The following is a 23,472-nucleotide window of genomic DNA, read 5'->3' as shown; positions in this document are numbered from 1 at the left end:
TGAATTCCTGTCTGAAGCAATGCGCGCCATTTGCGGGAGACGCGGCGCGCGGAAACGTAAGGGTCAAGCAGCCGATTCCGCCGGCCGGGTGGCAGCCGCCGCGATGCGCGCGCCGAGTTGCGTGTCCAGACGCCCGGCGAGAAATTCGGGGTCGTCCAGGATGCGCAGTACATAGGGAATATTGGTCTTCACGCCGGTGACTTCGAAGTGCGCCAGTGCGGTCGCCAGACGCGCAATTGCCGCCGCGCGGTCGGGCCCCTGCGCGATCACCTTGGCCAGCATGGGGTCGTAATACGTCGACACGCGCGCGCCGGCGCAATAGCCGCTTTCCACGCGGATACCGTCACCCGCCGGCAAATTGAACGTGGCAAGCACGCCGGGCGAAGGAAAGAAGCGCACGGGATCCTCGGCGTAGATACGTGCCTCGACCGCGTGGCCCGTGCAGGCCACGGTGTCGGGCAACGCCTGGTCCAGCGCCGCGCCCGCGGCCAGACGAATTTGCGCGCTGACGATGTCGATCCCCGTCACTTCCTCGGTGACCGCGTGTTCCACCTGCAAACGGGTGTTGACCTCCAGGAAGGTGAAACCCGTCGCCGGCGTGTACAGCATCTCCACCGTGCCGATGACGTCGTAGCCGATCGCACCGAGGATGGACTCCAGCCGGCTTGCCATGGCGGCGACCTGCTCACGGGGGATGCCGGGAGCAGGTGCCTCCTCCACCACCTTTTGATTGCGCCGTTGCACAGAGCAGTCACGTTCGAAAAGGCAGCGCACGCGGCCATGGCGGTCCGCCAGAAACTGGAACTCGACGTGCCGTGGCGCCTCGACCAGCGTCTCGAAATACAGGTCCGCCGACCCGAATGCCTTGACGGCTGTGGATTGCGCCTGTTGCCATGCCCGTGGCAATTCGTCGGCATGGCGCACCGGCAGCATGCCGATGCCGCCGCCGCCATTGGCCGGCTTGAGCATGAGCGGAAAACCCATGTCCACGGCCGTACGCGTGACCACCTCGATCTGGTCCGGCAAGAGTGCGCTGCTGCGCGTCATCGGCATGCCGTGTTCCCGCATCAACGCACGGGCCGCGGTCTTGTGCCCGAGGGCGCGGATCCAGCGCGGCGACGGCCCGATGAAGCACAGGCCGGCGGACTCCACGCGTTCCGCGAAGTCGGCATTCTCCGAGAGAAATCCATAACCGGGGTGTATCGCATCCGCGCCACTGTCCAGCGCCGCGCGCAGCAAGGCATCCTGATTCAGATAGCTGGCCGCGGCCGGCCCGTCGCCGATGTGGACGGCCTGATCGGCCAATGACAGATAAGGCAGATTTTCGTCGGCGCTGGAGTACACGGCCACCACTTCCAGGCCCAGCTTGTGCGCGGCGCGAATCACGCGCGCCGCGACCGCGCCACGGTTGGCCACCAGAATGCGGCGCAGCGGTCGTAAGGAAGAAGAGGATTGTGGCGGGTAAGCCATAGCTTGCGTCATGACCGAGCTCCTCAGGGGCGATAGCCGAAGCGCGCCTGGCCCGCCTGGCGCAGCGGAGCGGCAATGTTGGCGAATTCCACCAAGGCGGCGCGGGTCTCCGCCGGATCGATGATGTCTTCGACCACGAAAGCCTCCGCGCTGCGGAAGGGCGACGTCAGGCCACGCACCCGATTTTCGATGCGCGCGCGAGCGGCGTCGGGGTCGCTGTCCGCTTCGATCTCGGCCTTGTAGGCCACTTCCAGGCCGCCTTCGATGGGCAAGGATCCCCACTGCGCCGACGGCCACGCGTAGCGGAAGTTGAAGCGGTCGGCATTCTGATGGCCACCGCCCGCCACGCCGAAGGCTTTCCGGATGATGATGGAGCACCAGGGCACCGTACTCTGTGCGATGGCGGTCAGCGCGCGCACGCCAGCCCGCATCACGCCCTCTTTCTCGGCCTCCAGGCCGATACGGAAGCCTGGAACGTCCACCAGGTTCACCACCGGCAGGTGGAACTGTTCCGCCAGGTCGACCATGCGCATGTACTTCTCGGTGGTCTGGCGATCCCAGGCCCCGCCGTAGTGATAGGGATCGCTGGCAACGATCACCACCGGCCAGCCGTCGACGCGCGCCAAGCCGGCGGAGATGGCCTTGCCCCATTGACGGCCGATCTCCATATAGGATCCGGTATCCACCAGGGTCTCGACGATGTTGCGGATCTTGTAGACCGACCGCGGATTTTCGGGAATGGCGCGGCGCAGCGCCTCCTGATCGGCAACGGCCGAGCGGCCCGTTTCGGCCCGTGGCGGCAGCTCGTAAGTCGACGGCGGCAAATAGGACAGGAAGCGGCGCGCCCGCAAGAAGGCATCCGCTTCGGACTCCGCCTCGTCGTCGACCACGCCGTTGCGGGTGTGGATCTGGCTGCCGCCCAGATCGTTCTTCTCGATGTTCTGGCCGGTACGTGCGACCACCGGCGGGCCCGCCACGAACAATTGGGCGGTGTCACGCACCATCACCGAATAGTGGCTGGCCGCGACCCTGGCCGCACCCAGCCCGGCCACGGAACCCAGGCCCAGACCGACCACCGGCACGGTCGCCAGGTTACGGGCGATGTAAGGCCATGACTTCAGCTTGGGCAGCAGGGTATGGCCCTTCAATTCGATATTCTTGACCGAGCCGCCGCCGCCCGTGCCGTCGACCAGGCGCACCAGCGGAATACGCAGGTCATGCGCCATCTGCTCGGCCACGATCATCTTGTCGCCCACGGCGCCGTCGTTGGCGCCGCCGCGTACCGTGAAGTCGTCGCCCATCACCACCGCGGGCCGGCCCTCGATGCGGGCCCGGCCCATCACGAAGTTGGCGGGAACGAAGTCCGTCAGCTCGCCGTTCTCGTCGTAGGAACCGCTGCCGGCCAGACCGCCAACCTCGCGGAAAGTCCCCTCGTCCACCAGCGCCGCGATACGTTCGCGCACCGGTAGCTTGCCGTTGTCCCGATGACGCTTGAGCTTTTCCGGACCGCCCATGCGTTGAGCGAGCGCCGTCCTGCGAGCCAGTTCATCGCGTTCTTTTTGCCAGGCCACCTGTATTACTCCCGATACCCGCGCCGCGGCGCGTAAGAAGAAAAGTTCCTCCCGCCAGCCCGGCGGGTCACTCCAGCTTGATGTCCGCCTTGCGGATGATGTCGGCGTACTGCGCGGTCTCCACGCCGATCTGCGCCGCGAATTCGCGCGGCCCCAGCATGCGCAGGTTGCCTTGCTGGGCCAGCTTGGCCTTGACGTCCGGATCCTGCAGCGCGGACGCTATCAGCTCGGACAGCTTGTTGACGACGGGGTCCGGGGTTTGCGACGGCGCCAGCGCGCCAACCCAGAAGGAGATGTCGAAACCCGGATAACCCGACTCGGCGATCGTGGGCACATCCGGCAGTTCATGCCAGCGCTGGGCCGAACTGACGGCCAGCGCACGCAATTGACCGGCCTTGATCTTCGGCACGGACGAGGGATTGTCGAAGGTGGAGTCCACTTCCTTGGATAACACCGCCACCTGTGCGGGCGCGGTGCCGCGATAGGCGACGTGAGTCATCTTCACGCCGGCCTTGCCATTGAGCAGTTCGTAGGTCAGCTGCGTCAGATTGCCCACGCCGGCCGAGCCATAGGAATAGGCACCGGGTTTGGCCTTGGCCAGGTCCAGCATGGCCTTCAGATCGGGGGCCGTGCCGATAGGCGCGTGTTGCGGATTGACCGTCAGGATGAAGGGTACGGACACGATCAGGGAGACCGGCGCGAAATCCCTTTTCACGTCGTACATCATCTTCGCGTAGAGCGAGGGATTGACCGTGATCGTGCTGGAATTGCTGATCAGGATCGTATAGCCATCGGGCTGGGCGCGCGCCACCTCGGCGGCCGCCAGCATGCCGTTGGCGCCGGTGCGGTTGTCGACGACGACGGTCTGGCCCGTCTTGTTGCCGATGTACTGCGCCACGATGCGCGCTACCGAATCGATGGAGTTGCCGACGCTGAAGCCGACGATGAAACGAATCGGTTTGTTCGGATAGGCCGCGGCCTGGGCGTTAGCCGGCTTGGCAGCCATTCCCGCCAGACCCACCATGGCGGCACACACACCGAGTATCAAGCGCTTCTTGTTCTTCATTTTTGTCTCCTCGTTGGGCGCCCGTCCACGACACTTATGTATTCTGCTAGACGGAACGTCTGTTCTCTTTTTTATAGTATGGCCGAGAGCGCTCCGATATTCGTATCGGTATTAACCCGGTGTTCAGCTTGTGGGGCGCCCATAAACGAAAAAGACCGTGGCCACCCGAGGGTGGCCACGGTCTTGCTATCGACAGGCGGACGGCTAGTGCCGCTTCAGCCCTTGGCCGCCGGCACGGTGGGCTTGCCCCAATCGGCCCACAACTTCGCGATGGCCGCGTAGTCGTCGCGGCCGTAGCCGGCCACGGCCGCCATTTCGTAGACGCTGTGCGAACCCTGGATGGCGAACAGGGGCACGCCCGCCGTCTGGGCCAGTTGCAGCGCCAGCACCGAGTCCTTGCGCGCCGCGTCCAGCGGCATGCCGCCACTGTAGTCGCCGTTGACGATGCGCTCGGCATAACGATGCGTCAACGGGCGGTGCAACCCCATCTGCGGGTCCGCCAGCAGGCCGATCAGCTTCTCGCAGCTGACGCCGGTGGCGGTCGCCATCGCGCCCGCTTCCGCCACCACCACCATCACCGCATGCGCCACGGCGTTGTTGATCACCTTGGCCGCGGCGCCCGTGCCCGTCGCGCCGAAATAGATCTGCTTGGGCGCGATCGCGTCCAGCACTTCCTGGCAGGCCGCGATATGCGCGGGGTCGCCGCCCATCAGCAGCATGGCCTTGCCCGCCGCCATCTGTGCCACGCCAGCCATCACCGATGCGTCGATGATCCCGATGCCGTAAGGCGCCAGCAACTTGGCGCTGGCATGCATGTCGTCCGGATTGACAGTGCTGGTCTCCACCACGATGCTGCCCTTGCGCAGCACGGGTCCCAACTCACGCAGGATGGCTTGCGATATGGCCGGGCTGGGCAGCGACAACACCACGATGTCGACGTCGGCCGCGTCCTGCGGCTGGCGCAGCGCCGTGGCGCCGAACTCGGCTTGGGCCCGCTCGACCTGCGCCGTGTTCAGATCCGCCACCTTCACCGGAAAGCGCGTGGCGATGCGTTGGGCGACCAGATAGCCCATATTGCCCAGGCCGTAGACGGCGACGCTTTGCTTGTCCTTCATGTTCCACCTCTTCGAAAAAATCAGACGCCCTTGCGCAGGCGCAACGACATCACCAGGACGATGCCGACCAGGGAGCAGGCGGTCAGGCCAAGCAGGCCGGCCTGCAGCGAACCCGTGTGCTGCTTGATGGCCCCGACCGCCGTGGGCGCGACGAAACCACCCAGATTGCCGATGGAGTTGATCAAGGCAATGCCCGCCGCCAGGATCTTCGGTTCCAGCGACATCGCGGTCATGGACCAGAACACCGAATTGCAGGACTTGTAGCCGATCGCCGCCAGGGTCAAGGCGAACAGCGCGAACCACGGGCTGCCCGTGGTGGCGAGCGCCATGCCCACCGCCTGCAGCAACAAGGCAGCGCCCACCAGCACCTTGCGATGCCCCTTGTCGTCAGTGAACTTGGCCAGCACGTACATGGCGATCACCGCGCCTATCCACGGAATCGACGACAGCAGTCCCACCTGGAAGTCATTGATGTCCTTGATCTGCCGCAGAATGCCCGGCAGCCAGAACGTCACCGTATAGCCCGTCATCACCGACACGAAGTAGATGGCGCACAGGGTCAGCACCGGACGCTGCAACAGCAGACGCCATTGCGGCTTCTTGCCTTGCTCGGTCTGGCGGTTGGCCACGTCGCGTTCGACCGCCGCCTGCAACTCGTGCTTTTCCTGGGGCGTCAGCCACTTGGCGTCCGCGATGTTCGACACCAGGTAGCGGATGCTGACCAGGCCCATCAGCATCGAACCGCCGCCTTCGATCAGGAACATCCAGCGCCAGCCCGCGATGCCGGCCATGCCGTGCATGGTCAACAGCGCACCGCTGATGGGACCGGTGACGATATAGGCCAGCGCCGACGCGCTAAGAAAGATGGCCACGGCGCGGCCACGATGGGCATCGGGCAGCCACCTGGTCAGGTAAAAGATCACGCCGGGAAAGAAGCCGGCTTCCATCAGGCCCAGCATGAAGCGCAGGAAGTAGAAACTGTACTCGCCCTGGGTGAACGCCATCAGCAAGGTCACCAGACCCCAGGTGACCATGATGCGGGTCAGCCAGATGCGCGCGCCATAGCGTTGCAGCAGCATGTTGCTGGGCACTTCGAACAGGGCATACCCAACGAAGAACAGGCCGGCGCCCAGGCCGAAAGCGGCCGCGCCCAGACCCAGATCGGCCTTCAAGGCGTCCTGGATGAAGCCCAGATTGGTGCGGTCGACTTGATTGACCAGCAGCATGAGGACCACCAGCGGCATCATGCGTACATAGAATTTGCGTACCGCGGATTTCAGGACGGTACTGTCCTCGGCCATGCCGGTGAGGGTGTGTGGGGTGGCACTCATGATTCCTGACCTTCTCCTTTGAGGATCGTTATGTCTTGTACGGGGCCGGCATAAGCGGCCGGCCCCGGTCCCGCAAGGGACATGTTTTTCTGCACTGCACTGCGCTGCACCGAGAAGCGGCGCGCTCCGTCCTACTTGGCGACCGCCAAAGGCTGTTCATGCAGCCCGAAGTACATGCTCTTGACCTGGGCATACAGGCGCAGCCCGTCGATGCCCTTCTCGCGGCCGATGCCGCTGTTCTTGAAACCGCCGAACGGCGTGCTGGTCACCGACTGCTTGTACGTGTTGATCCAGACCGAACCTGCCTCAAGCGCGCGGCCGATACGCCATGCGCGCTTGAAGCTTTCGGTCCAGATACCGCAAGCCAGGCCGAACGCCGTGCCGTTGGCCTGGGCGATCAGATCCGCCTCGTCCTTGAACGGCAGCGCCACCAGCACGGGGCCGAAGGCCTCTTCCTGGCAGGACACGGCCTGCGGGCCCAGGCCGTCGATCACGGTGGGTTCGAAGAACGCCCCCTTGTCGTAGCCGGGGCCTTGCGGGATGCCGCCGCCGCACAGTATGCGGCCACCTTCCTGGCGCGCGCGTTCGACGAAACGGATCACACGCTCGCGATGGTGGAAGGACGCCAGCGGTCCCATTTCCACACCGTCGGCATCGGGCAGTGCCACGCGCAGGCTCTTGGCCCGGGCCACCACGCGCTCGACCACTTCGTCATAGCGCTCGGCCTGCACGAACAGCCGCGAACCCGCGACGCAGGACTGGCCGGCCGAGCCGAAGATGCCGGCGACCACCGCGGCCACTGCGTGATCCATGTCGGCATCGGCGAACACGACGTGGGGGGACTTGCCGCCCAACTCCAGCGCGGCCGGCACCAGGCGTTCGCCCGCGACGCGGCCGATGGCGCTGCCGGACACGGTGCCGCCAGTAAAGGAGATCATGCGCACACCAGGGTGAGCCACCAGGGCCGCGCCGATTTCCGCGCCGCGGCCTTGCACCACTTGCAGCAGGTTCTCGGGCAGGCCGGCAGCCAGGGCGATGCGCGCCAGTTCCGGTCCCAGCAGCGGCGAGTCTTCGGACGGCTTGAGCAGCACCGCATTGCCGGCGGCCAAGGCCGGCGCGACCTTGGTGGCGTCATTCATGATGGGCGAATTCCACGGCGTGATGGCAGCCACCACGCCGTAGGGCTCCAGCACCGTGAACGACAGGTAGTCGCCGCGACTGGGGGTCACGTCGGTTTCCAGCGTCTCGCACACCGCCGCGTAGTAGCGGAAAGTGCCGATCGCCGACTCGACCATGCCGCGGCATTCACCCAGGGGCTTGCCGTTATCGCGCATCTGCAGTTGAGCCAGCGACTCCTTTTCGGCGGCCAGGCCGTCGGCGATCTTGTTCAGCACCAGGGCGCGGCGATGCGGCAGCAGCGCCTTCCAGCCGGATTGATGGAAGGCGTGCCAGGCGCGCTCGACGACGGCATCCAGTTCGGCGGCGGAGGTCACGCGAACGCGGCCGACTTCCTCGCCGTTGGCCGGGTTGGTACTGATGATGTATTCGGAAGATTGCGACATGGCTCCATCCTGGTCTTTGAGTGCCGCCAGTCTGCGGCCCGCTTCCGGCCCTGGCAACGAGCACGTTGTCGCCATTTTTTCCAATGAGATTATTAATAACGCCGGGGTTGACAGGCCTCGCGCGGACGGATCGGCAAGGCGGCCGGTGCTACACTGCGCCCCTTCGCAAGCCGGTCATGTCGCAAGCCCGCCATGTCACAAAAATCCAGCGCGGCCACGCAGCGCGCGCCCTACGAGACAGATCTCCCCGACCAGGTCCGCACCGTGATCGAGGCCATCGAGACCGACATCATTCGCGGCCGCATCCTGCCGCGCACCCGTCTTATCGAAGACCACCTGATGGAAGACTACGCGGCGAAGCGTCACGTCGTGCGCGCCGCGCTGGTGGAGTTGCAGCGGCTGGGCGTGGTGGTCAAGCCGCCGCACCTGGGCGCGCAGCTGCGCCGCTTCGATCTGCGCGAACTGGCCGACCTCTATCGCATGCGTAACGTGCTGCATCGAGCCGCCGTCGCGATGATGCCCATGCCCCTGGAGGGCGAGCGCCTGCAAGCCTTGACGCAGGCCATGCAGGTCCATGCCGATGCGGCGGCGTCGGGCGACCTCATCGCCATCCACCGCAGCAACATGGCATTTCACCGCGAACTCTACGGCCTGTGCGACAACCCCTACCTGGCCGAATCGATCCGCCTGCATGACTGGCTCAGCTTTCCCGCCCGCGCCTACGGGGTCGCCGACGCCGGCGCCCTGGAACAGGCCTGCCGCGAGCACGCCGACATGGTCGACGCCTTGCGCACGGGCGACCGCCCCCGCCTGGATGAGCTGGCGCAGCGCCACATGGAACGCGCGCGCGACATCTACGTCGGCAAATTCCTCGATGCCAGCGCCCGGATAACGCCGGCCCCATAGGGGATAGGGATACACTCTTGTCAGGCCGCTCGCGCGGCTGACGGCAAGCTGACAGGACGGGCGCATAACGGCCGTCCTGCAATCCGCACAGCCCAATCAGGGCATACAAGATCTGGAAATTTGGAGGGTAAGCATGGAACATCCCCGCGCACAGCCGGAGGTGCTGGTGCTCATGGGCGTCGCCGGTTGCGGCAAGACAACCGTCGCGGCTATTTTGTCAGGGCGCCTGGACTGGCCCTTCGAGGAGGGCGATGGGCTGCACCCGGCCTCCAATGTAGAGAAGATGCGCTCCGGCCACCCGCTCACTGACGCCGACCGCAAGCCCTGGCTTGAAACGGTCGCCACCTGGGTCGAGGAATGCCTCGATGCCGGCTCCAACGGCATCATCACCTGCTCGGCACTGAAACACGCCTACCGCGACATCATCAACCGCCGCGGCCATGGTGTGAAGTTCGTCTACCTGCACGGTTCGCATGAGCTGATCGCCGAACGCCTGGCCACGCGCCACGGCCACTTCATGCCGCCCAGCCTGCTCGACAGCCAGTTCGCCACGCTGGAAGAGCCCGGCGCCGACGAACCCGCCGTCCGCATCGAAATCGGCGGCTCGCCCTCGGCCATCGCCAACGACATCATCAAGACGCTAGGATTGCACGCCAACACGGGAAAAAAGGAGACCCCATGAACCCGTCCACCGAGCTGAATCCGCACGACATACAAGTACTGCTTGTCGCCGCGGCCGGTATTGCCCTGCTCGTTCTGCTCATCGTCTGGTTGAAACTCCACGCCTTCCTGGCTCTGACCATCGGCGCCCTGTTCGTGGGCGTCGGCTCCGGCATTCCGCTGGAGAAGGTCACCACCTCCTATGAAAACGGCGTCGGCGGCGTGCTCGGCTACGTTGGCGTGCTGATCGCGCTGGGGGCCATGCTGGGCAAACTGCTGGCCGACTCAGGCGGGGCCGATATCGTGGTCGACCGAATGCTGCGCGGACGACCCGCCACCCTGCCCTGGAAAATGGCGCTGGTGGCCAGCATCATCGGCATCCCCATGTTCTTCGAGATCGGCCTGGTGCTGCTGATCCCCGTGGTCATGCTGGCCGTGCACAAGTCCAAGGGCCCCGCCATGCGCCTGGGCATCCCCGCGCTCGCGGGCCTGTCCGTGCTGCACGGTTTCATTCCTCCGCATCCCGGACCGCTGGCGGCCATCGCCATCCTCAAGGCCGACGTCGGCATCACCTTGGGGCTGGGCCTGCTCATCGCCATCCCCACCGTGATCGTGGGCGGCCCGCTGTTCGGCAGACTCGCCGCCCGCATGGTGCCGGTCGGCGCGGCGGGGGCGGCCTATGCGGTCACCGCGTCGGACAAGGCCATCGAAGCCGCCGAAGCGGATGATCCCAAGGCGACGCGCAAGCCGTCCTTCGGCGCCACCTTGCTGACCCTGCTGTCGCCCATCATCCTGATGCTGGCCAAGGCGGCGTCGGACATCTGGCTGGACAAGGCGTCGCCCATGCGCCATTTCTTCGACTTCGTCGGGGATCCGGTCTTTGCTCTGCTGTTCGCGGTGCTGCTGGCCATGATCACCTTCGGTACGTCGGTCGGCTTCACGGTGCCGGTATTGGCGAAGAAGATCGGCAACAGCCTGATGCCGGTGGTCGGCGTCATGTTGATCGTGGGCGCCGGGGGCGGCTTCAAGCAATCGCTGGTGGACGGCGGCGCCGGCCAGGCCATCGCCAAGATCGCCCTGGCCACCGGGATGTCGGTGCTGGTGCTGGCGTGGATCGTGGCGGTGCTGATCCGCCTGGCGACGGGTTCCGCTACCGTGGCGACGGTGACGGCGGCCGGGATCATCGAGAAGCTTGCCGTGGGGATGCCGCAGACGCACCTGTCGCTGGTGGTGCTGGCCATCGGGGCGGGGTCGGTGTTCTTCTCGCACGTCAACGATGCGGGGTTCTGGCTGGTGAAGGAATACTTCGGGCTGACCATAGGGCAGACGATCAAGTCCTGGTCCTTCATGGAGACGATTCTGTCGGTGATGGGGTTGATCCTGACGTACGCGCTTTGGCAGTTCATTTAGTACCAAGTGACACTTGATGAAGAAGGGGAACCCTTGGGGTTCCCCTTTTCTTTACATTGCCGAGAGGCATCCGGCGCGGGCGCCTACTTTCTGTGGTTCGCGCGGCGTGCGAGCCATTCGCCGCCTATCTGGACCAGCGTCACCAGCACGATCAAGACGATGATCACGTTGAACATCACGCTGGTCTCGTAACGCTCGTAGCCGTAGCGTATCGCCATGTCGCCCAACCCTCCAGCGCCCACCGCGCCGGCCATGGCGGACGCGTTGATCATGCCGATCAGGCTGACCGTGATGCCGCCGATGATGCCCGGCAAGGCTTCCGGCAGCAGCACATGGCGCACGATATGACGGCGCCGGCAGCCCATCGCACGGGCGGCCTCGATCAAGCCCGCGTCCACCTCATTCAAGCTGACCTGCGCGATCCGCGCGAAATAAGGCGTCAGGCTGAAGGACAAGGGCACGACCGCCGCCCACGTCCCCAGCGTCGTGCCGACGATATAACGCGTCACCGGCAGCAAGGCCACCAGCAGGATGATGAAAGGCACGGCGCGGAAGATGTTCACCACCACCGACAGCGCCTTATGCAACACTGGCCTCGGGTACAGCCCGCCCGGCGCGGTCACCGTCAGCACCAGCGCCAGCAACAGGCCCAAGCTCACCGAGATCACCGCGCAGGCTCCCACCATGAGCAAGGTTTCCAGGAAAGCCTGCAGATAACGATCAAGCATGGACAGGGACATACCCGATCACCTCCACGTGGTCCGCGGCGGCCAGGGCCGCCTCGTCATAATCCTCGGCCGGCAAGGCCACCAGCAACTCGCCTTGCGCGTGCCCAGTGATGCGCTCCACGCCGCCTTGCAGCAGGCGCGCCCGCGGTCCCAGCACCGCCAGCGTCCGCAGCGGCACGCCCGGCGTCGTCGTGGCACCCTGCCCGAAGGCGGCCGGACTGCCGAGCCCGGTCGAACCGCTGCCCGTGTAGCGCAAGGCCAGGATGACGTCGGCCCGCCCGGCCCCCCGCTCCGGCACCAACCGGGCCGCGATGTCGGGCGGCAGGCCCTGGCGTAGCGGCCGCAGGAGCGCGCGCGTCGCGTCCGCGTGCGGCGTGCCGAACACCCGCCATACATCGCCGTGCTCCACCACGCGGCCCTGGTCCAGCACCAGCACCCGGTGGCAGGTTTCGCGGATGACCGCCATGTCGTGCGTGATCAGCACCACCGTCAGGCCCAGCTGGCGATTGATGTCGCGCAGCAGGCCCAGTATCGAATGCGTGGTTTCCGGATCGAGCGCCGACGTGGGCTCGTCGCAGAGCAGGATGTCGGGCTCGTGGACCAGGGCGCGGGCTATGCCGACGCGCTGCTTCTGCCCGCCGGACAGCTGAGCCGGATACGCCTGCGCCTGCTCACCAAGGCCAACCAGGTCCAGCAGATGCGCCACCCGCCGCGCGATCGTGGCGCGGCCCAGGCCGGCGACGCGCAGCGGCAGTCCCACGTTGTCCGCCACCGTCTTGGCCGACAGCAGGTTGAAGTGCTGGAAGATCATGCCGATGCGGCGGCGCAGCGCCACCAGGCCGTCTTCATCCAGGCCGCCGACGTCCACGCCGCCGACACGAACGGTGCCACCGGTGGGCCGCTCCAGCATATTGATGGCGCGCAGCAGCGTGGACTTGCCCGCGCCGCTACGGCCGATGATGCCGAAGATCTCGCCGCGCTCGATGCTGAACGAAACGTCCTGCAAGGCCGCGACGCGGCGTTCGCGTGCCGCGTACGTCTTGGCCAGGCCTTCGAAGATGATGTGCGGCGTGCGTTGCGCGACCGCCCCGCTGTTTTCCTGGACCATGTCGAAACGATGCCTGGCCATGGATCAGAAGACCGGCAGGACGGAACCCTGGTATTTCTTCAGGATGAACTGGCGTACTTCCTCGGATTGATACGCCGCCACCAGCTTGGGCACCCAGGGCGCGTTCTTGTCCTGTTCACGCACCGCGATGACGTTGACGTAGGGATTGTTTTCTTTCTTCTCCACCGCGATGCCGTCACGTGTCGCGATCAGGCCGGCTTGATAGGCGAAGGTGTTGACGATGGCCGCCGTGTCGACGTCTTCCAGCGATTTCGCCAGGATCAGCGAGGTGCTTTCCACCAGCTTGATCTTGCTCGGTATGGACGTCACGTCCGCCAGCGAGGCGGTGCCCGTAAAGGGATCGAAGCCGTCCCGCAGGGTGATCAGGCCGTGGTCGCGCAGGATCACCAGCGCGCGGGTCTGGTTGCTGGGATCGTTGGGAATGCCCACGCGCGCGCCTGCCGGCAGGCTCTCCAGCGACTTGTATTTCTTGGAGTAGAACGCGATGGGCGAGATCAGCGTATTGCCGGCTATGGCCAGTTTGTAGCCACGCTGCTTGATCTGGTCGCGCAGGAAGGGAATGTGCTGGAAGGAATTGGCGTCCAGGTCGCCGTTGTTCAAGGCCTCATTCGGACTGGCCTGCCCGCTGACCACGATGACCTTCACGTCCAGGCCGTTCTGCTTGGCGACCTTGGTGACCACTTCCCAGATTTCTTCGTCGACCCCGCCACGCACGCCGACCTTCAGCGGCTTATTGGCATCGGCGGCCTGAGCCAATGGCACGGCCAGCGCAAGGGACGCCGCGGCGAAGGGAAGCAACAAGCGCGCCAGACGGGAACGGAGGGACATGACGAGAATTCCTTCAAAGGGGGAACCTCGCAGGTTATGGCCTGGACCGCCACGATCGGAACGAATTCCTGGTTAGGTTCTTATGCCTGGCCAGGTCCGGTCTTGCGGGTCCATGGCGCCCTAAGCCCCTTGTGCCGGGACTGGCGCCGGCTTCGGCAGACCAAGATGGCCACGCAAGGTCTTGCTGTCGTAGCCGGTGCGATACAAGCCGCGGCGCTGCAGCTCCGGCACCACCAGATCGACGAAATCGAACAGGCCGTCCGGCATGCCCGCCGGGATCAGATTGAAACCATCGGCGGCACCCGCGCGGAACCAGCGTTCCAGGTCGTCGGCCACTTCCCCCGGCGACCCCACGATGATGCGGTGGCCGTACGACGCAATGGCCAGGGTCGCCAGGTCGCGCAGGGTGTAGTTTTCCGCGCGGGCCTTGTTCAACAGCATGCGCACCCGGCTGATGCCGTGGACCTTGGGCCCCGGTTCCGGCACCGGACCGTCCAGATCGTAGCTGGACAGATCGTAGCCCCAGCGGCCGGACAACTGCCGTATGCCGGCCGCCACGTCCGTTTGCGCCTGCAAGGCGGCGAACTTCTGGCGGGCCTCGTCGGGCGTTCGACCGATGATGGGCATGATGCCGGGCATGATCAGGGGGCGGGCCCCGCTGCCCGCGGCCCGACCCACTGCCGCCAGTTCCAGTTGCTCGCGATAGGCCAGACCATCCTCGATGGTGTCCTGGGCGGTGAACGCGACCTCGGCGACGCGCCCGGCCAGGGCAATGCCCGCTTCCGACGCACCGGCCTGGATGGTGACGGGTTGTCCCTGCGGCGGCCGCGACACGTTCAGCGGCCCGCGCACGGCGTAGTGCGGCCCACGATGATTCAGCTCGCGCACGCCGGCCAGGTCGACATAGACGCCGCTGGCCTTGTCCAGGCGCAGGGCGTCGTCGTCCCAGGTGTCCCACAAGCCTTTCACCACGTCGACGAACTCCGACGCGCGCACATAGCGATCGTCATGTTCCGGCAGGGCTTGCTGGCCGAAATTCTGCGCCGCTCGATCGTTTTGGGAGGTCACCACGTTCCAGGCTATGCGTCCGCCACTCATATGGTCCAGCGACGCCAGCATGCGCGCGACGTTGAACGGTTCGCTGAACGACGTCGACACCGTGGCGGCCAGACCGATGGAAGACGTGCTGGCCGCCAGCGCGCCCAGCAGGGTCAACGGCTCGAATCCGCCGCCCCTGCCGTTGCCTTCGGCGGTGGGGCCGACCAGGTTGTCGGCCAGGAAGAACAGGTCGAACAGGCCGGCTTCCGCCTTGCGCGCGACCTCGACCACCCAGGCCAGGTCTTCGGGATGGCCACGGGCCTCGTCGCGCCGCCATGCGGCGGGATGCCGCCCCAGCGGCAGATGGAAATACCCTAGATGAATCTGTGCTTGCTGGTGGCTCATGGCTGTTTGTCTCGTTCGTTATTGGGGGGAAGCAGCGCAACAGGGGAACTGCTGACCCTGAGTAGTAACGCGCGCCGCGATATCGTCCCCCTTTCCCCGGCTACGCGGCCTGACGAGGTCGCTGCCTGAAGAGACTGGCGCGGGGATCCGCATCCAGCATGGCGTCCAGCAACGTGCGCGTGTAGTCATGGCGCGGCGCATGGAAAACCTGGTCGCGCGTGCCATGTTCGACCACCTGGCCGCGGCTCATCACGGCCACCTCGTCGCTCAAGGCGTACACACTGTCCAATCCATGGGCTATGAAAAGATAGGCCAGACCGTACTCGGGCTGCAAGCGCTTGAGCAAGTCCAGGATCTGCGCCTGCACCGAGGCGTCCAGGGCCGAGACCGGCTCGTCGCAGACCAGCAGGCGCGGACGGGCGCCCAGCGCGCGGGCGATGCCGATTCGCTGGCGTTGGCCGCCCGACAATTCATGCGGCCAGCGCCGCGCCACATCCAGGGGCAGGCCCACGGCTTCCAGCAGGCGCGCCACCTCGTCGGGCGCCTGGGCGCGCGTGACCAGGCCGCGCGCCAGCATCGGCTCCGCGACGATGGCGCCGACCCGCATCCGCGGATTGAGGGACGCCTGCGGATCCTGGAAGACCATCTGCACCTTGCCGCCCTGCCCTGGCGTCTCCTGCCCGGCGGCCGTTACGTCAATGCCGTCGACGCGCACGCGGCCGGCATCCGGCCGCAGCAAGCCCGCGACGATACGGGCCAGGGTGGACTTGCCGCTGCCGGACTCGCCTACCAGGCCCAACGTGCGTCCCGCATGCAGTTCCAGCGTGACATCGTCCACCGCCGCGAAGGACTCGCCCCGCGCCGCATAGCGCTTGACGATGTTTTCCAGGCGCAGCAGGGGCACTGTGGGTTCAGACGCCGCCACGACGGGTGTCGGCGCCTGCACCGGCACCGGCGCTTCCGGGCGGCGCGGCGCGAGGGCCATGAGGCGGCGCGTGTAGGGATGCGACGGCGCTTCGAACACCGTCTCCACCGAACCGGTCTCCACCAGGCGCCCCCGCTGCATCACCGCCACGCGGTCCGCCAGCTGCGCCACCACTGACAGGTCGTGCGTCACGAACAGCACGCCTATGCCGGCACGCTCGGCGGTGCGCGCGATCAACGCCAGCACCTGTCTTTGCACGGTATTGTCCAGGGCGGTCGTCGGCTCGTCGGCGATGAGCAGCGCCGGCCGCGCGGCCATCGCCATGGCCAGCATCACGCGCTGGCGCATGCCGCCGGACAGCTGATGGGGATATTCGTCCAGGATATGCGGCACGCGCGCGATGTCGACATCGCGCAGCAGTTGCGCCGCCACCTCGCGCCGCGCCTTGCGTGGCACGTCGGTCTTGTACTTGAGGATCTCGACGATCTGCTCGCCTATGGTCAGCACCGGATTCAGCGCCGACAAGGGCTCCTGGAACACCATCGCGGCATCCGTGCCCCGCAACGCCCGCCAGTCGCGCGGCGTGCAGCGCGTCAGATCGCGCCCGCGCAATTCCGCCGTTTCCGCCCGCAACCGCAGATTGGGCGCCAGCAAACCAAGCACGCTAAGCGCGGTCAATGTCTTGCCGCTACCGGACTCGCCCACCAGCGCCACGATCTCGCGTTCGCGTACTTCCAGGTCCAGGTCCTGCACCAGCGTTCTGGTCGCGCCAGCCTGCTCCAGCAATATAGACGCCTTGCGGTATTTCAGGATGGGGGCATTGCGCTCCGTCATGACAGCCTCGGATCAAGATAATCCCGCAGCCAGTCGCCCAGCACGATCACGCTCAGCACCGTGAGCGTGATCGCCAGACCTGGAAACGTGGCGACCCACCAGCTGGTGGCCAGGGACTGCCGCCCCTCGCTCAACATCTGGCCCCAGGATATCTGGGGCGGCTGCACGCCGAAGCCCAGGAAGCTCAGGGAGGATTCCGCCAGGATAATGGCGCCGACGTTCAAGGCCGCGACCACCACGAAGGACGCCAGGATATTCGGCAGGACATGGCGCCAGACGATACGCACCGGGCCCAGGCCGGCGATACGCGCCGCGCCGACAAATTCCAGCTCCCGCACGCGCAACGTCTCCGCACGGACCAGGCGTGCGTAATGCACCCAATGCGTCAGCGCGATCACCAGGATCAGGGGCCCCATGCCGCTGTCTGCCACCATCGCCACCACCAGCATGAAGAGCATGGTCGGTATCGCCAACATCGCATCGGTGACCCGCATGATCACGGTGTCGACCACACCGCGCGCCCAGCCGGCCAGCAGGCCCAGCACCAGGCCAAGCGCGCTCGACAGCAGGACCGCCGCCAAGCCGACGATCAGCGACGTGCGCGCCCCGAACACGATACGGGCCAGCACATCGCGGCCCTGCGCGTCGGTACCCAGCAGGTTGCGCAGCGATCCGCCCGCCACCCACGCCGGCGGCCGGAACTTGTGCGCCAGGTCCAGGCGCAAGGGGTCCGGCAAAGGCAGGTACGCGGCGCCCGCGGCGGCCAGCACGATCAGCAGCAGCACCATCGCCGCCACGCAGGCTGGGGCATTGCCAACGCGCAGGCGCCACGCGCGTCCGCGCGCGGACACGCCGGCTTGCCCGGCAGAGGAAGGATCATCAGTAGGCGCGCGGGCACCGGCATCCGGCCCCAGCGCGGCGCTTGCTTCCGCATTCATGACTTCGAACTCATAGACGTATTCTCGGATCCAGCCAGCGATACAGAAGATCGGTGAGCAGGTTGATGGAGAGGGTCATCAGCGTGACGACGAACACGGCGATCTGTATTACCGCCATGTCCTTGGTGTAGACGGCCTGCACGATGAGCTGGCCCAGCCCGGGCCAGGAGAACACCGTCTCGGTCACCAACGCGCCGCCGAGCAAGGCGATCACGTGCATGGATCCCATGGTCAGGACCGGTATCCAGGCATTGCGCAAGGCGTGCCGCAACACCACCACCCGCCAGGGGATGCCCTTGGCTAGGGCCGTGCGCACATAGTCCTGTCCCAGCGCTTCCAGCATGCCGGCCCGCACCAGCTTGGTCAGGTCGGCCGCGAAGCCCAGCCCCAGGGTCAGGGCCGGCAGCACCAGGTGACTCAAGCCGCCACTGCCCGACACGGGCAGCACGCGCAGCCACACGCCGAACACCAGGATCAACATGATGCCCACCCAGAAATTCGGCATGGCCTTGCCCAGCACCGCGCCGCCGGACGCCAGCAGGTCGACGGTCGAATTGCGCCGCGTGGCCGCGAGCACCCCTGCAGGGATGGCGATGACCACCGCCACCACCAGCGCGCCCGCCGTCAACTGCAGGGTCGCCGGTATGCGCTCCAGCACCACGGGCAGGGCCGATGTGCCATAGCGGTAGGACACCCCGAAGTCGCCGGTCAGGATATTGCCCATGTAGCGCAGGTACTGGACGTACCACGGCTGGTCCAGCCCCCAGGCGGCCACCAGCGCCAGCCGATCCGCCTCGGTGGCGTCCTCGGGGATCAGCAGCGCGGAGGGATCGCCGGTCAGGTAGACCAGGATGTAGACGATCAGGGAAACCAGGTACAGGACCGGCACGAACTGCGTCAGCGCCCGCAAGGCATAGCGCCTGGCGCCGGAGCGCGCATTGCGGCTCACCCAGAGCTTCATACCGGAACCGCGTCCTCGGCCGGAATCATTTCATCGAAACGGCCGGCGAACTGGACGCGCTGCCCGATGCCATAGATGGCCTGCGGATAGACGAGACCGATCCGCACCCTTTGTCCTGCAATGATCTCCTGCCCTCGCTGGATGATGGCAATGCGGTGCGCTTCGTCGGGCGCCCGCCCGACGTCGACCCGCAGCTTCTCGAATTCCTCGTCACGCCAGGCGTAATGCCGCTTCCACTCGTCGCGGAACAAAGTCGAACCGTCCGTATAGGAACCCATGCCCCACAGATAAAGCTCGCCGAAGTTGTCGCCGACCATGCGGTTGTTGTAGACCGTCCAGTCCAGCACTTCCAGCTTGACCTGGAAACCGGCGTCCTGCAGATAGCCCGCCACCGCCTCGGATATCTCCCTGTCCTTGACGTAGCGGCCGCTGGGCGAACTCAGCTTGATCGGTACGGGTTCCGTATGGCCTGCTTCCCGCAGCAGCGCGCGTGCGCGTTCGGGGTCGTAGCGCAGGTCCTTGCTCAGCGCCGGGTCGTAACCCGGAATGCGCGATGGATAGAAACCTCGCGTCGGCACGGCATACCCTTCGACCACCTGCTTGGCCAAGGCATTGCGGTCGATGGCCAGGTCGATGGCTTCGCGCACACGCGGATCGTGCGTCGCATAGCCTTCACCCGTACGCACATGCAGGGCAAGATTGCGCGCGATGTCGAAAGCGACGATACGGGTCCCGGCATTGGCCTTGATACGGGCGATGTCTTCCGGCGGCACGTTGACGGCGATGTCGACGCCACCGGTGATGAACTCGGAAACGCGGGTGGTGGTTTCAGGGATGGCGCGCACCACCACCGTGTCCCACTTGGGCTTGCCGCCCCACCATTTTGGATAGGCCTGCAGGATCAGGCGGTCGGCCTTGATCCACTGGTCGTAGCGGTAAGGTCCCGTGCCGATTGGCTTGCGGAAGAATGCCTCTTCGCCGGCGGCCGCCGTCAGGGCATGGCGCGGGAGAATGCCGGCGCCATTGCCGACGAAGCTGTGCAGCAACAGGGGATCGGGCGCGTCCGTATGGATACGCACGGTGTAGTCGTCCACGACTTCGACCTTGGCGATGGTGCGGAACTTGGCGTTGTTGATCAGTTTCTTATTCTGCTGGGTGCGCTCCACCGTGAACTGCACATCGCGCGCGGTGAAAGGCTGGCCGTCATGCCAGGTCACGTCGCGGCGCAGGCGGAAGGTCCAGGTCAGCGGATCGTCCTGCGACCACGACTGCGCCAGGCGCGGCTTGAACACCAGGGACTCACCGCTGAAATCCTTGTCGATGAGGTATTCGTAGATGTTGACCAGCGATGCTTCGGTACTGTTGTTGCCATGGTTGGCCGGGTCCAGCGACAGAATGTCATTGCCCTGCGCGATGGTCAACGTGCGCGGCGCGCCCGCCGACGTTGACGCTGACGCGGTGGTCCCGGAAGGCGTGGCCGCAGCGCCGCCCGCGTTCGCGGCGCCGGCAGCCGGCTTGTCATCGCTCTTCGAGCAGGCCGCCAACGCCAGGGGCCCCAACGTCCCCGCGGCCATCAGTTTCAAAAGCGACCGACGCTGTAAACCCCTTTGTAGACCCTGCCTCACATCCTGCTGCACACCCATACCGATCCTGCCTCGCAAAGCGTCAATATTCAATGGAACTCGCCAAGGTAAGGAGCGACACATGACGCGTCCAATATCTATTGCGGCTTTGTTTATTTCGAACGGGATGGATTACCTGTCGCTCTCCAAGACAGGCGACGCGCTACATGCGTCCCACGCATTAGATAAAAAGAAATGCGTATAGGGCGCTGCCGCGCGGCTGTCTTACCATCGATTGCCTCGACGCCTTCGTTCCGTGGCGTCATCGCAAGTTCATCCAACGAGAGGCCTCATGTCCACGTCCCAAGCACAGCACGTCGTCATCATCGGTGGCGGATTCGCAGGCACGGTCACCGCGATCAAGCTGGCCCGTGCCACGCCGGTGCCCTTGCGCGTCAGCGTCATCGAAAGCCGCAATGAAATCGGCCGTGGCATTGCCTACAGCACGCGCCTGCCCACGCACCTTGTCAACGGGCCCGCGAAGAACTTCACTCTGTACTCCGATCAGCCGGAGCATCTGGCCAACTGGTTGCGTGAGCAGGCGACCCGCGATGGCTGGCAACCACCCGCCGGCGTCGCATGGACCGATGCGTTCCCGCCGCGCCATGTTTATGGCGATTACGTGCAGGCGGAACTGGAGAATGCGCTGGCGCAATCGCCGCAAGCCATCGAGTTTCGCCACGTCGTCGACCGCGCCATCGACCTTGAACGTGCCGTGGATGGACGCTGGACCGTACGCCTGACCAGCGGCCTTGGCTTGCAGGCGGATCGCGTGGTGCTGGCCACCGGCTTGTTCAGCGCGACCTTGGGACGCGGCGACGTGGAAATCGATCCCCAGCTGATCGACGAAGGCCGCGTGTTCGACGACATCTGGGCAGCCGCGCCCACCGATTTATCCAAGGACCAGGATGCCGTGATCATCGGCAACGGCCTGTCCGCGCTCGACGCCATGCTCAGTGCGCAAGCGCAAGGCTTCCGCGGTCACTTCCACGGCATCTCCCGGCGCGGCTTGCTGGTGGCGCGCCGCCACGACGTCACGCCCTGGCCGCCTTTCCTGGATGGCCAGGCGCTGCCGTCCAGCCTGCGCCAGCTGCTGCGCCAGGTGCTTGGCGCGCATGACGCCATCCGCGCAGCCGGCGAAGACTGGCAACGCCTGACCGGCGCCGTGCGCCCGCATGTGCCGGCCCTGTGGAACCAGGCCAGCGACGCGGAGCGCAAGCGCTTCATCCGCCATCTGCGCGCCTATTGGGAAATCAGCCTGCACAAGGCCGCGCCGGAGTCGGCAACCTGGCTGGAAGCCTTGCTCCAGGCCGAACGCTACAGCAAGCTCACGGGCCGCGTGCGCCGTATTTCCCGCGCCGCCAGCGGCCGCATCGCCGTTACCTGGCAGCCGCGCCGTGCAGCCCAGCCGCAGACCTTTGAAGTCGACCGGGTCTTCAATTCGCGCGGCTTCGATTTCGACTGGAAGCGCATAGACGACCCCTTGCTGCGCCAACTGGTGGCGCGCGCCTATGTGCAACCGCACAGCACCGGCTTCGGCATCGACGCGGTCGGCCAGACCGGCGCCGTGCTGTCCGACACCCTGGATACGACCGGACTGTATGCCGTCGGCCATCCCCTGCGCGGCGTGAACTGGGAGTCCAACGCCATCGGTGAGCAGGTCGCGGGGGCCACGGCCACCGCGCAAGCCCTGGCCCTGTCCCTGCAGCCCGCGCTGGCCGTGGCCGCGTAAATTTGCGAAGCACCTCATGCCACCGGATTCCTCGACACTCTCGACGTATTTCGACCCCTTCCCGCCCGACAGCGGCGATGCCTTGCTGGTGCGCGCCGTCGCCTTGCGTCCCTTGCTGCAGGCCGACGCCGTACAACGCGACAAGGCCGGTGGACGGCCGGTCGCGCAGATCGCCCTGCTCAAGCAGCAGAAGCTCAACGCGGCCGCCATCGCGCCGCAGTACGGCGGTGAAGGCGCATCCTGGGTGTCCATCCTGCGCGTCGTGCGTGAGCTGGCGCGCAGCGACGGCTCGCTGGCCCATCTCTACGGCTACCAGCACCTACCCTTGCACACGGTGCTCGCCAGGGGCACGGACGAGCAGCAACAGCGCTGGTTCAGCCAAGCCGCCACCGAGCAATGGCTATGGAGCAATTCCGGCAATGCCATGTCCAAGACCAGCGCGGCCGAGCGCGTACCCGGCGGCTGGATCGTCGACGGCTTCCGGCCTTTCTCGTCTGGCAGCCATGTCGCCGACGTGATCCATATCGCCTGGCAGGACTCGACCGGCGCGCGCTGGTCGGCGCTGATCCCCGCGGACCGCGCCGGCGTCGTCATCGAAGACGATTGGGATGGCATCGGCCAGACCCAGACCGGCAGCGGCACGGTCAGCTTCCATGGCGTGCGGGTCCGCGATGACGAGGTGCTGGGGGATGCCGGTTCACCTTTGTCGCCGTTCGAATCGGTGGTCTCGCTGCTGCAACAGTCGGTGCTCGCCAATGTGTTCATCGGCAGCGCCGTGGGCGCCTTGGACGAAGCGCGTGAGTACACCGTCACGCAATCGCGCCCCTGGATTCATTCCGGCGTAGAGCGGCACGTCGACGATCCCTGGATCCAGCGTGCCTATGGGGACCTGGCCATCAGAACCCTGGCCGCCATCGAACTGGCCGACGACGCCGCGGCGCACCTGGACCGCGCATGCGCGCTGGGTCGCGGGCTGGATGCGGAAACGCGCGGCCGCGTGTCCATCGACCTGGCGGCGGCCAATGTCTACGCCGGCGAAAACGCGTTGGACGTGACCGAGAAAATATTCGAGTTGATGGGCGCGCGCTCCGCCACGCGGGCCCGCGGCTACGACCGTTTCTGGCGCAACGTGCGCACCCACACCTTGCACAACCCCGCCGAGTACAAGAAACGGACCATCGGCGCCTGGCTCCTGCGCCATCCCTATGCGCCCCTGGGCGCCTACCGCTGATCAGGACGAC

19 protein-coding genes are annotated in these 23,472 nt (G+C 66.0%); 5 read left to right on the top strand and 14 right to left on the bottom strand.

Annotated features, from left to right (window positions below; all coding sequences use genetic code 11):
* Positions 1-63: 63 nt before the first annotated feature.
* From ASB57_RS00570 to ASB57_RS00545, 6 genes are all read right to left on the bottom strand, one after another.
* Positions 64-1,482 carry an acetyl/propionyl/methylcrotonyl-CoA carboxylase subunit alpha gene (locus tag ASB57_RS00570; RefSeq protein ID WP_231755312.1) on the bottom strand — a complete coding sequence of 473 codons (1,419 nt, stop codon included), beginning with the start codon at positions 1,480-1,482 and terminating at the stop codon, positions 64-66.
* An 11-nt stretch (positions 1,483-1,493) separates the two neighbouring features.
* Positions 1,494-3,041 carry an acyl-CoA carboxylase subunit beta gene (locus ASB57_RS00565; protein WP_057649644.1) on the bottom strand — a complete coding sequence of 516 codons (1,548 nt, stop codon included), beginning with the start codon at positions 3,039-3,041 and terminating at the stop codon, positions 1,494-1,496.
* A 67-nt stretch (positions 3,042-3,108) separates the two neighbouring features.
* Positions 3,109-4,107, bottom strand: coding sequence for a tripartite tricarboxylate transporter substrate binding protein (locus ASB57_RS00560; protein WP_057649642.1), 999 nt, complete (start codon positions 4,105-4,107; stop codon positions 3,109-3,111).
* 215 nt (positions 4,108-4,322) lie between these two features.
* Positions 4,323-5,222, bottom strand: coding sequence for an NAD(P)-dependent oxidoreductase (locus ASB57_RS00555; protein WP_057649640.1), 900 nt, complete (start codon positions 5,220-5,222; stop codon positions 4,323-4,325).
* A 20-nt stretch (positions 5,223-5,242) separates the two neighbouring features.
* Positions 5,243-6,553, bottom strand: a complete 1,311-nt coding sequence (locus ASB57_RS00550; protein ID WP_057649638.1) for an MFS transporter — start codon at positions 6,551-6,553, stop codon at positions 5,243-5,245.
* 131 nt (positions 6,554-6,684) lie between these two features.
* Positions 6,685-8,115 carry an aldehyde dehydrogenase gene (locus ASB57_RS00545; protein ID WP_057649636.1) on the bottom strand — a complete coding sequence of 477 codons (1,431 nt, stop codon included), beginning with the start codon at positions 8,113-8,115 and terminating at the stop codon, positions 6,685-6,687.
* 192 nt (positions 8,116-8,307) lie between these two features.
* On the opposite strand from ASB57_RS00545, the gene ASB57_RS00540 reads away from it, so the two are divergent.
* From ASB57_RS00540 to ASB57_RS00530, 3 genes are all read left to right on the top strand, one after another.
* Complete coding sequence (locus tag ASB57_RS00540; protein WP_057649634.1) at positions 8,308-9,021, top strand: GntR family transcriptional regulator; 714 nt, start codon at positions 8,308-8,310, stop codon at positions 9,019-9,021.
* A 133-nt stretch (positions 9,022-9,154) separates the two neighbouring features.
* Positions 9,155-9,703, top strand: a complete 549-nt coding sequence (locus ASB57_RS00535) for a gluconokinase (RefSeq protein WP_057649632.1) — start codon at positions 9,155-9,157, stop codon at positions 9,701-9,703.
* A complete protein-coding gene (locus ASB57_RS00530) occupies positions 9,700-11,091 on the top strand; it encodes a gluconate:H+ symporter (RefSeq protein WP_057649630.1) in 1,392 nt (463 codons plus the stop codon). Before ASB57_RS00535 ends, ASB57_RS00530 begins: the two co-directional genes overlap by 4 nt.
* An 83-nt stretch (positions 11,092-11,174) precedes the next feature.
* Here the strand turns inward: ASB57_RS00530 and ASB57_RS00525 are convergent, their stop codons facing one another.
* From ASB57_RS00525 to ASB57_RS00490, 8 genes are all read right to left on the bottom strand, one after another.
* Complete coding sequence (locus tag ASB57_RS00525; protein WP_057649629.1) at positions 11,175-11,831, bottom strand: methionine ABC transporter permease; 657 nt, start codon at positions 11,829-11,831, stop codon at positions 11,175-11,177.
* Entirely contained in the window at positions 11,812-12,948 is a 1,137-nt protein-coding gene (locus ASB57_RS00520) for a methionine ABC transporter ATP-binding protein (protein WP_057649627.1), read from the bottom strand. The genes ASB57_RS00525 and ASB57_RS00520 overlap by 20 nt, the downstream gene beginning before the upstream one ends.
* Positions 12,949-12,951: 3 nt before the next feature.
* Positions 12,952-13,776, bottom strand: coding sequence for a MetQ/NlpA family ABC transporter substrate-binding protein (locus ASB57_RS00515; RefSeq protein ID WP_057649625.1), 825 nt, complete (start codon positions 13,774-13,776; stop codon positions 12,952-12,954).
* Positions 13,777-13,896: 120 nt separating this feature from the next.
* Positions 13,897-15,219, bottom strand: coding sequence for an LLM class flavin-dependent oxidoreductase (locus ASB57_RS00510; RefSeq protein ID WP_057649622.1), 1,323 nt, complete (start codon positions 15,217-15,219; stop codon positions 13,897-13,899).
* Between the two features lie 100 nt (positions 15,220-15,319).
* The gene (locus ASB57_RS00505) at positions 15,320-16,978 is read right to left on the bottom strand and encodes an ABC transporter ATP-binding protein (RefSeq protein WP_057649620.1); all 1,659 of its coding nucleotides are present in this window, start codon (positions 16,976-16,978) and stop codon (positions 15,320-15,322) included.
* Entirely contained in the window at positions 16,975-17,916 is a 942-nt protein-coding gene (locus ASB57_RS00500) for an ABC transporter permease (RefSeq protein ID WP_057649618.1), read from the bottom strand. The genes ASB57_RS00505 and ASB57_RS00500 overlap by 4 nt, the downstream gene beginning before the upstream one ends.
* Positions 17,917-17,926: 10 nt before the next feature.
* Positions 17,927-18,877, bottom strand: coding sequence for an ABC transporter permease (locus tag ASB57_RS00495; RefSeq protein ID WP_057649616.1), 951 nt, complete (start codon positions 18,875-18,877; stop codon positions 17,927-17,929).
* Positions 18,874-20,451 carry an ABC transporter substrate-binding protein gene (locus tag ASB57_RS00490; protein ID WP_082621276.1) on the bottom strand — a complete coding sequence of 526 codons (1,578 nt, stop codon included), beginning with the start codon at positions 20,449-20,451 and terminating at the stop codon, positions 18,874-18,876. Before ASB57_RS00490 ends, ASB57_RS00495 begins: the two co-directional genes overlap by 4 nt.
* A gap of 340 nt (positions 20,452-20,791) precedes the next feature.
* On the opposite strand from ASB57_RS00490, the gene ASB57_RS00485 reads away from it, so the two are divergent.
* Together ASB57_RS00485 and ASB57_RS00480 are read left to right on the top strand one after the other, a co-directional pair.
* Complete coding sequence (locus tag ASB57_RS00485) at positions 20,792-22,231, top strand: FAD/NAD(P)-binding protein (RefSeq protein ID WP_057649612.1); 1,440 nt, start codon at positions 20,792-20,794, stop codon at positions 22,229-22,231.
* A gap of 16 nt (positions 22,232-22,247) precedes the next feature.
* Positions 22,248-23,462, top strand: coding sequence for an acyl-CoA dehydrogenase family protein (locus ASB57_RS00480; protein WP_057649610.1), 1,215 nt, complete (start codon positions 22,248-22,250; stop codon positions 23,460-23,462).
* The last annotated feature ends 10 nt before the right edge of the window (positions 23,463-23,472 follow it).

It is taken from the genome of Bordetella sp. N, assembly GCF_001433395.1.
Lineage (GTDB): Bacteria > Pseudomonadota > Gammaproteobacteria > Burkholderiales > Burkholderiaceae_B > Bordetella_C.
The sequence above is the reverse complement of the archived record's forward strand: the minus strand, read 5'-3'. Positions and strand labels throughout refer to the sequence as shown.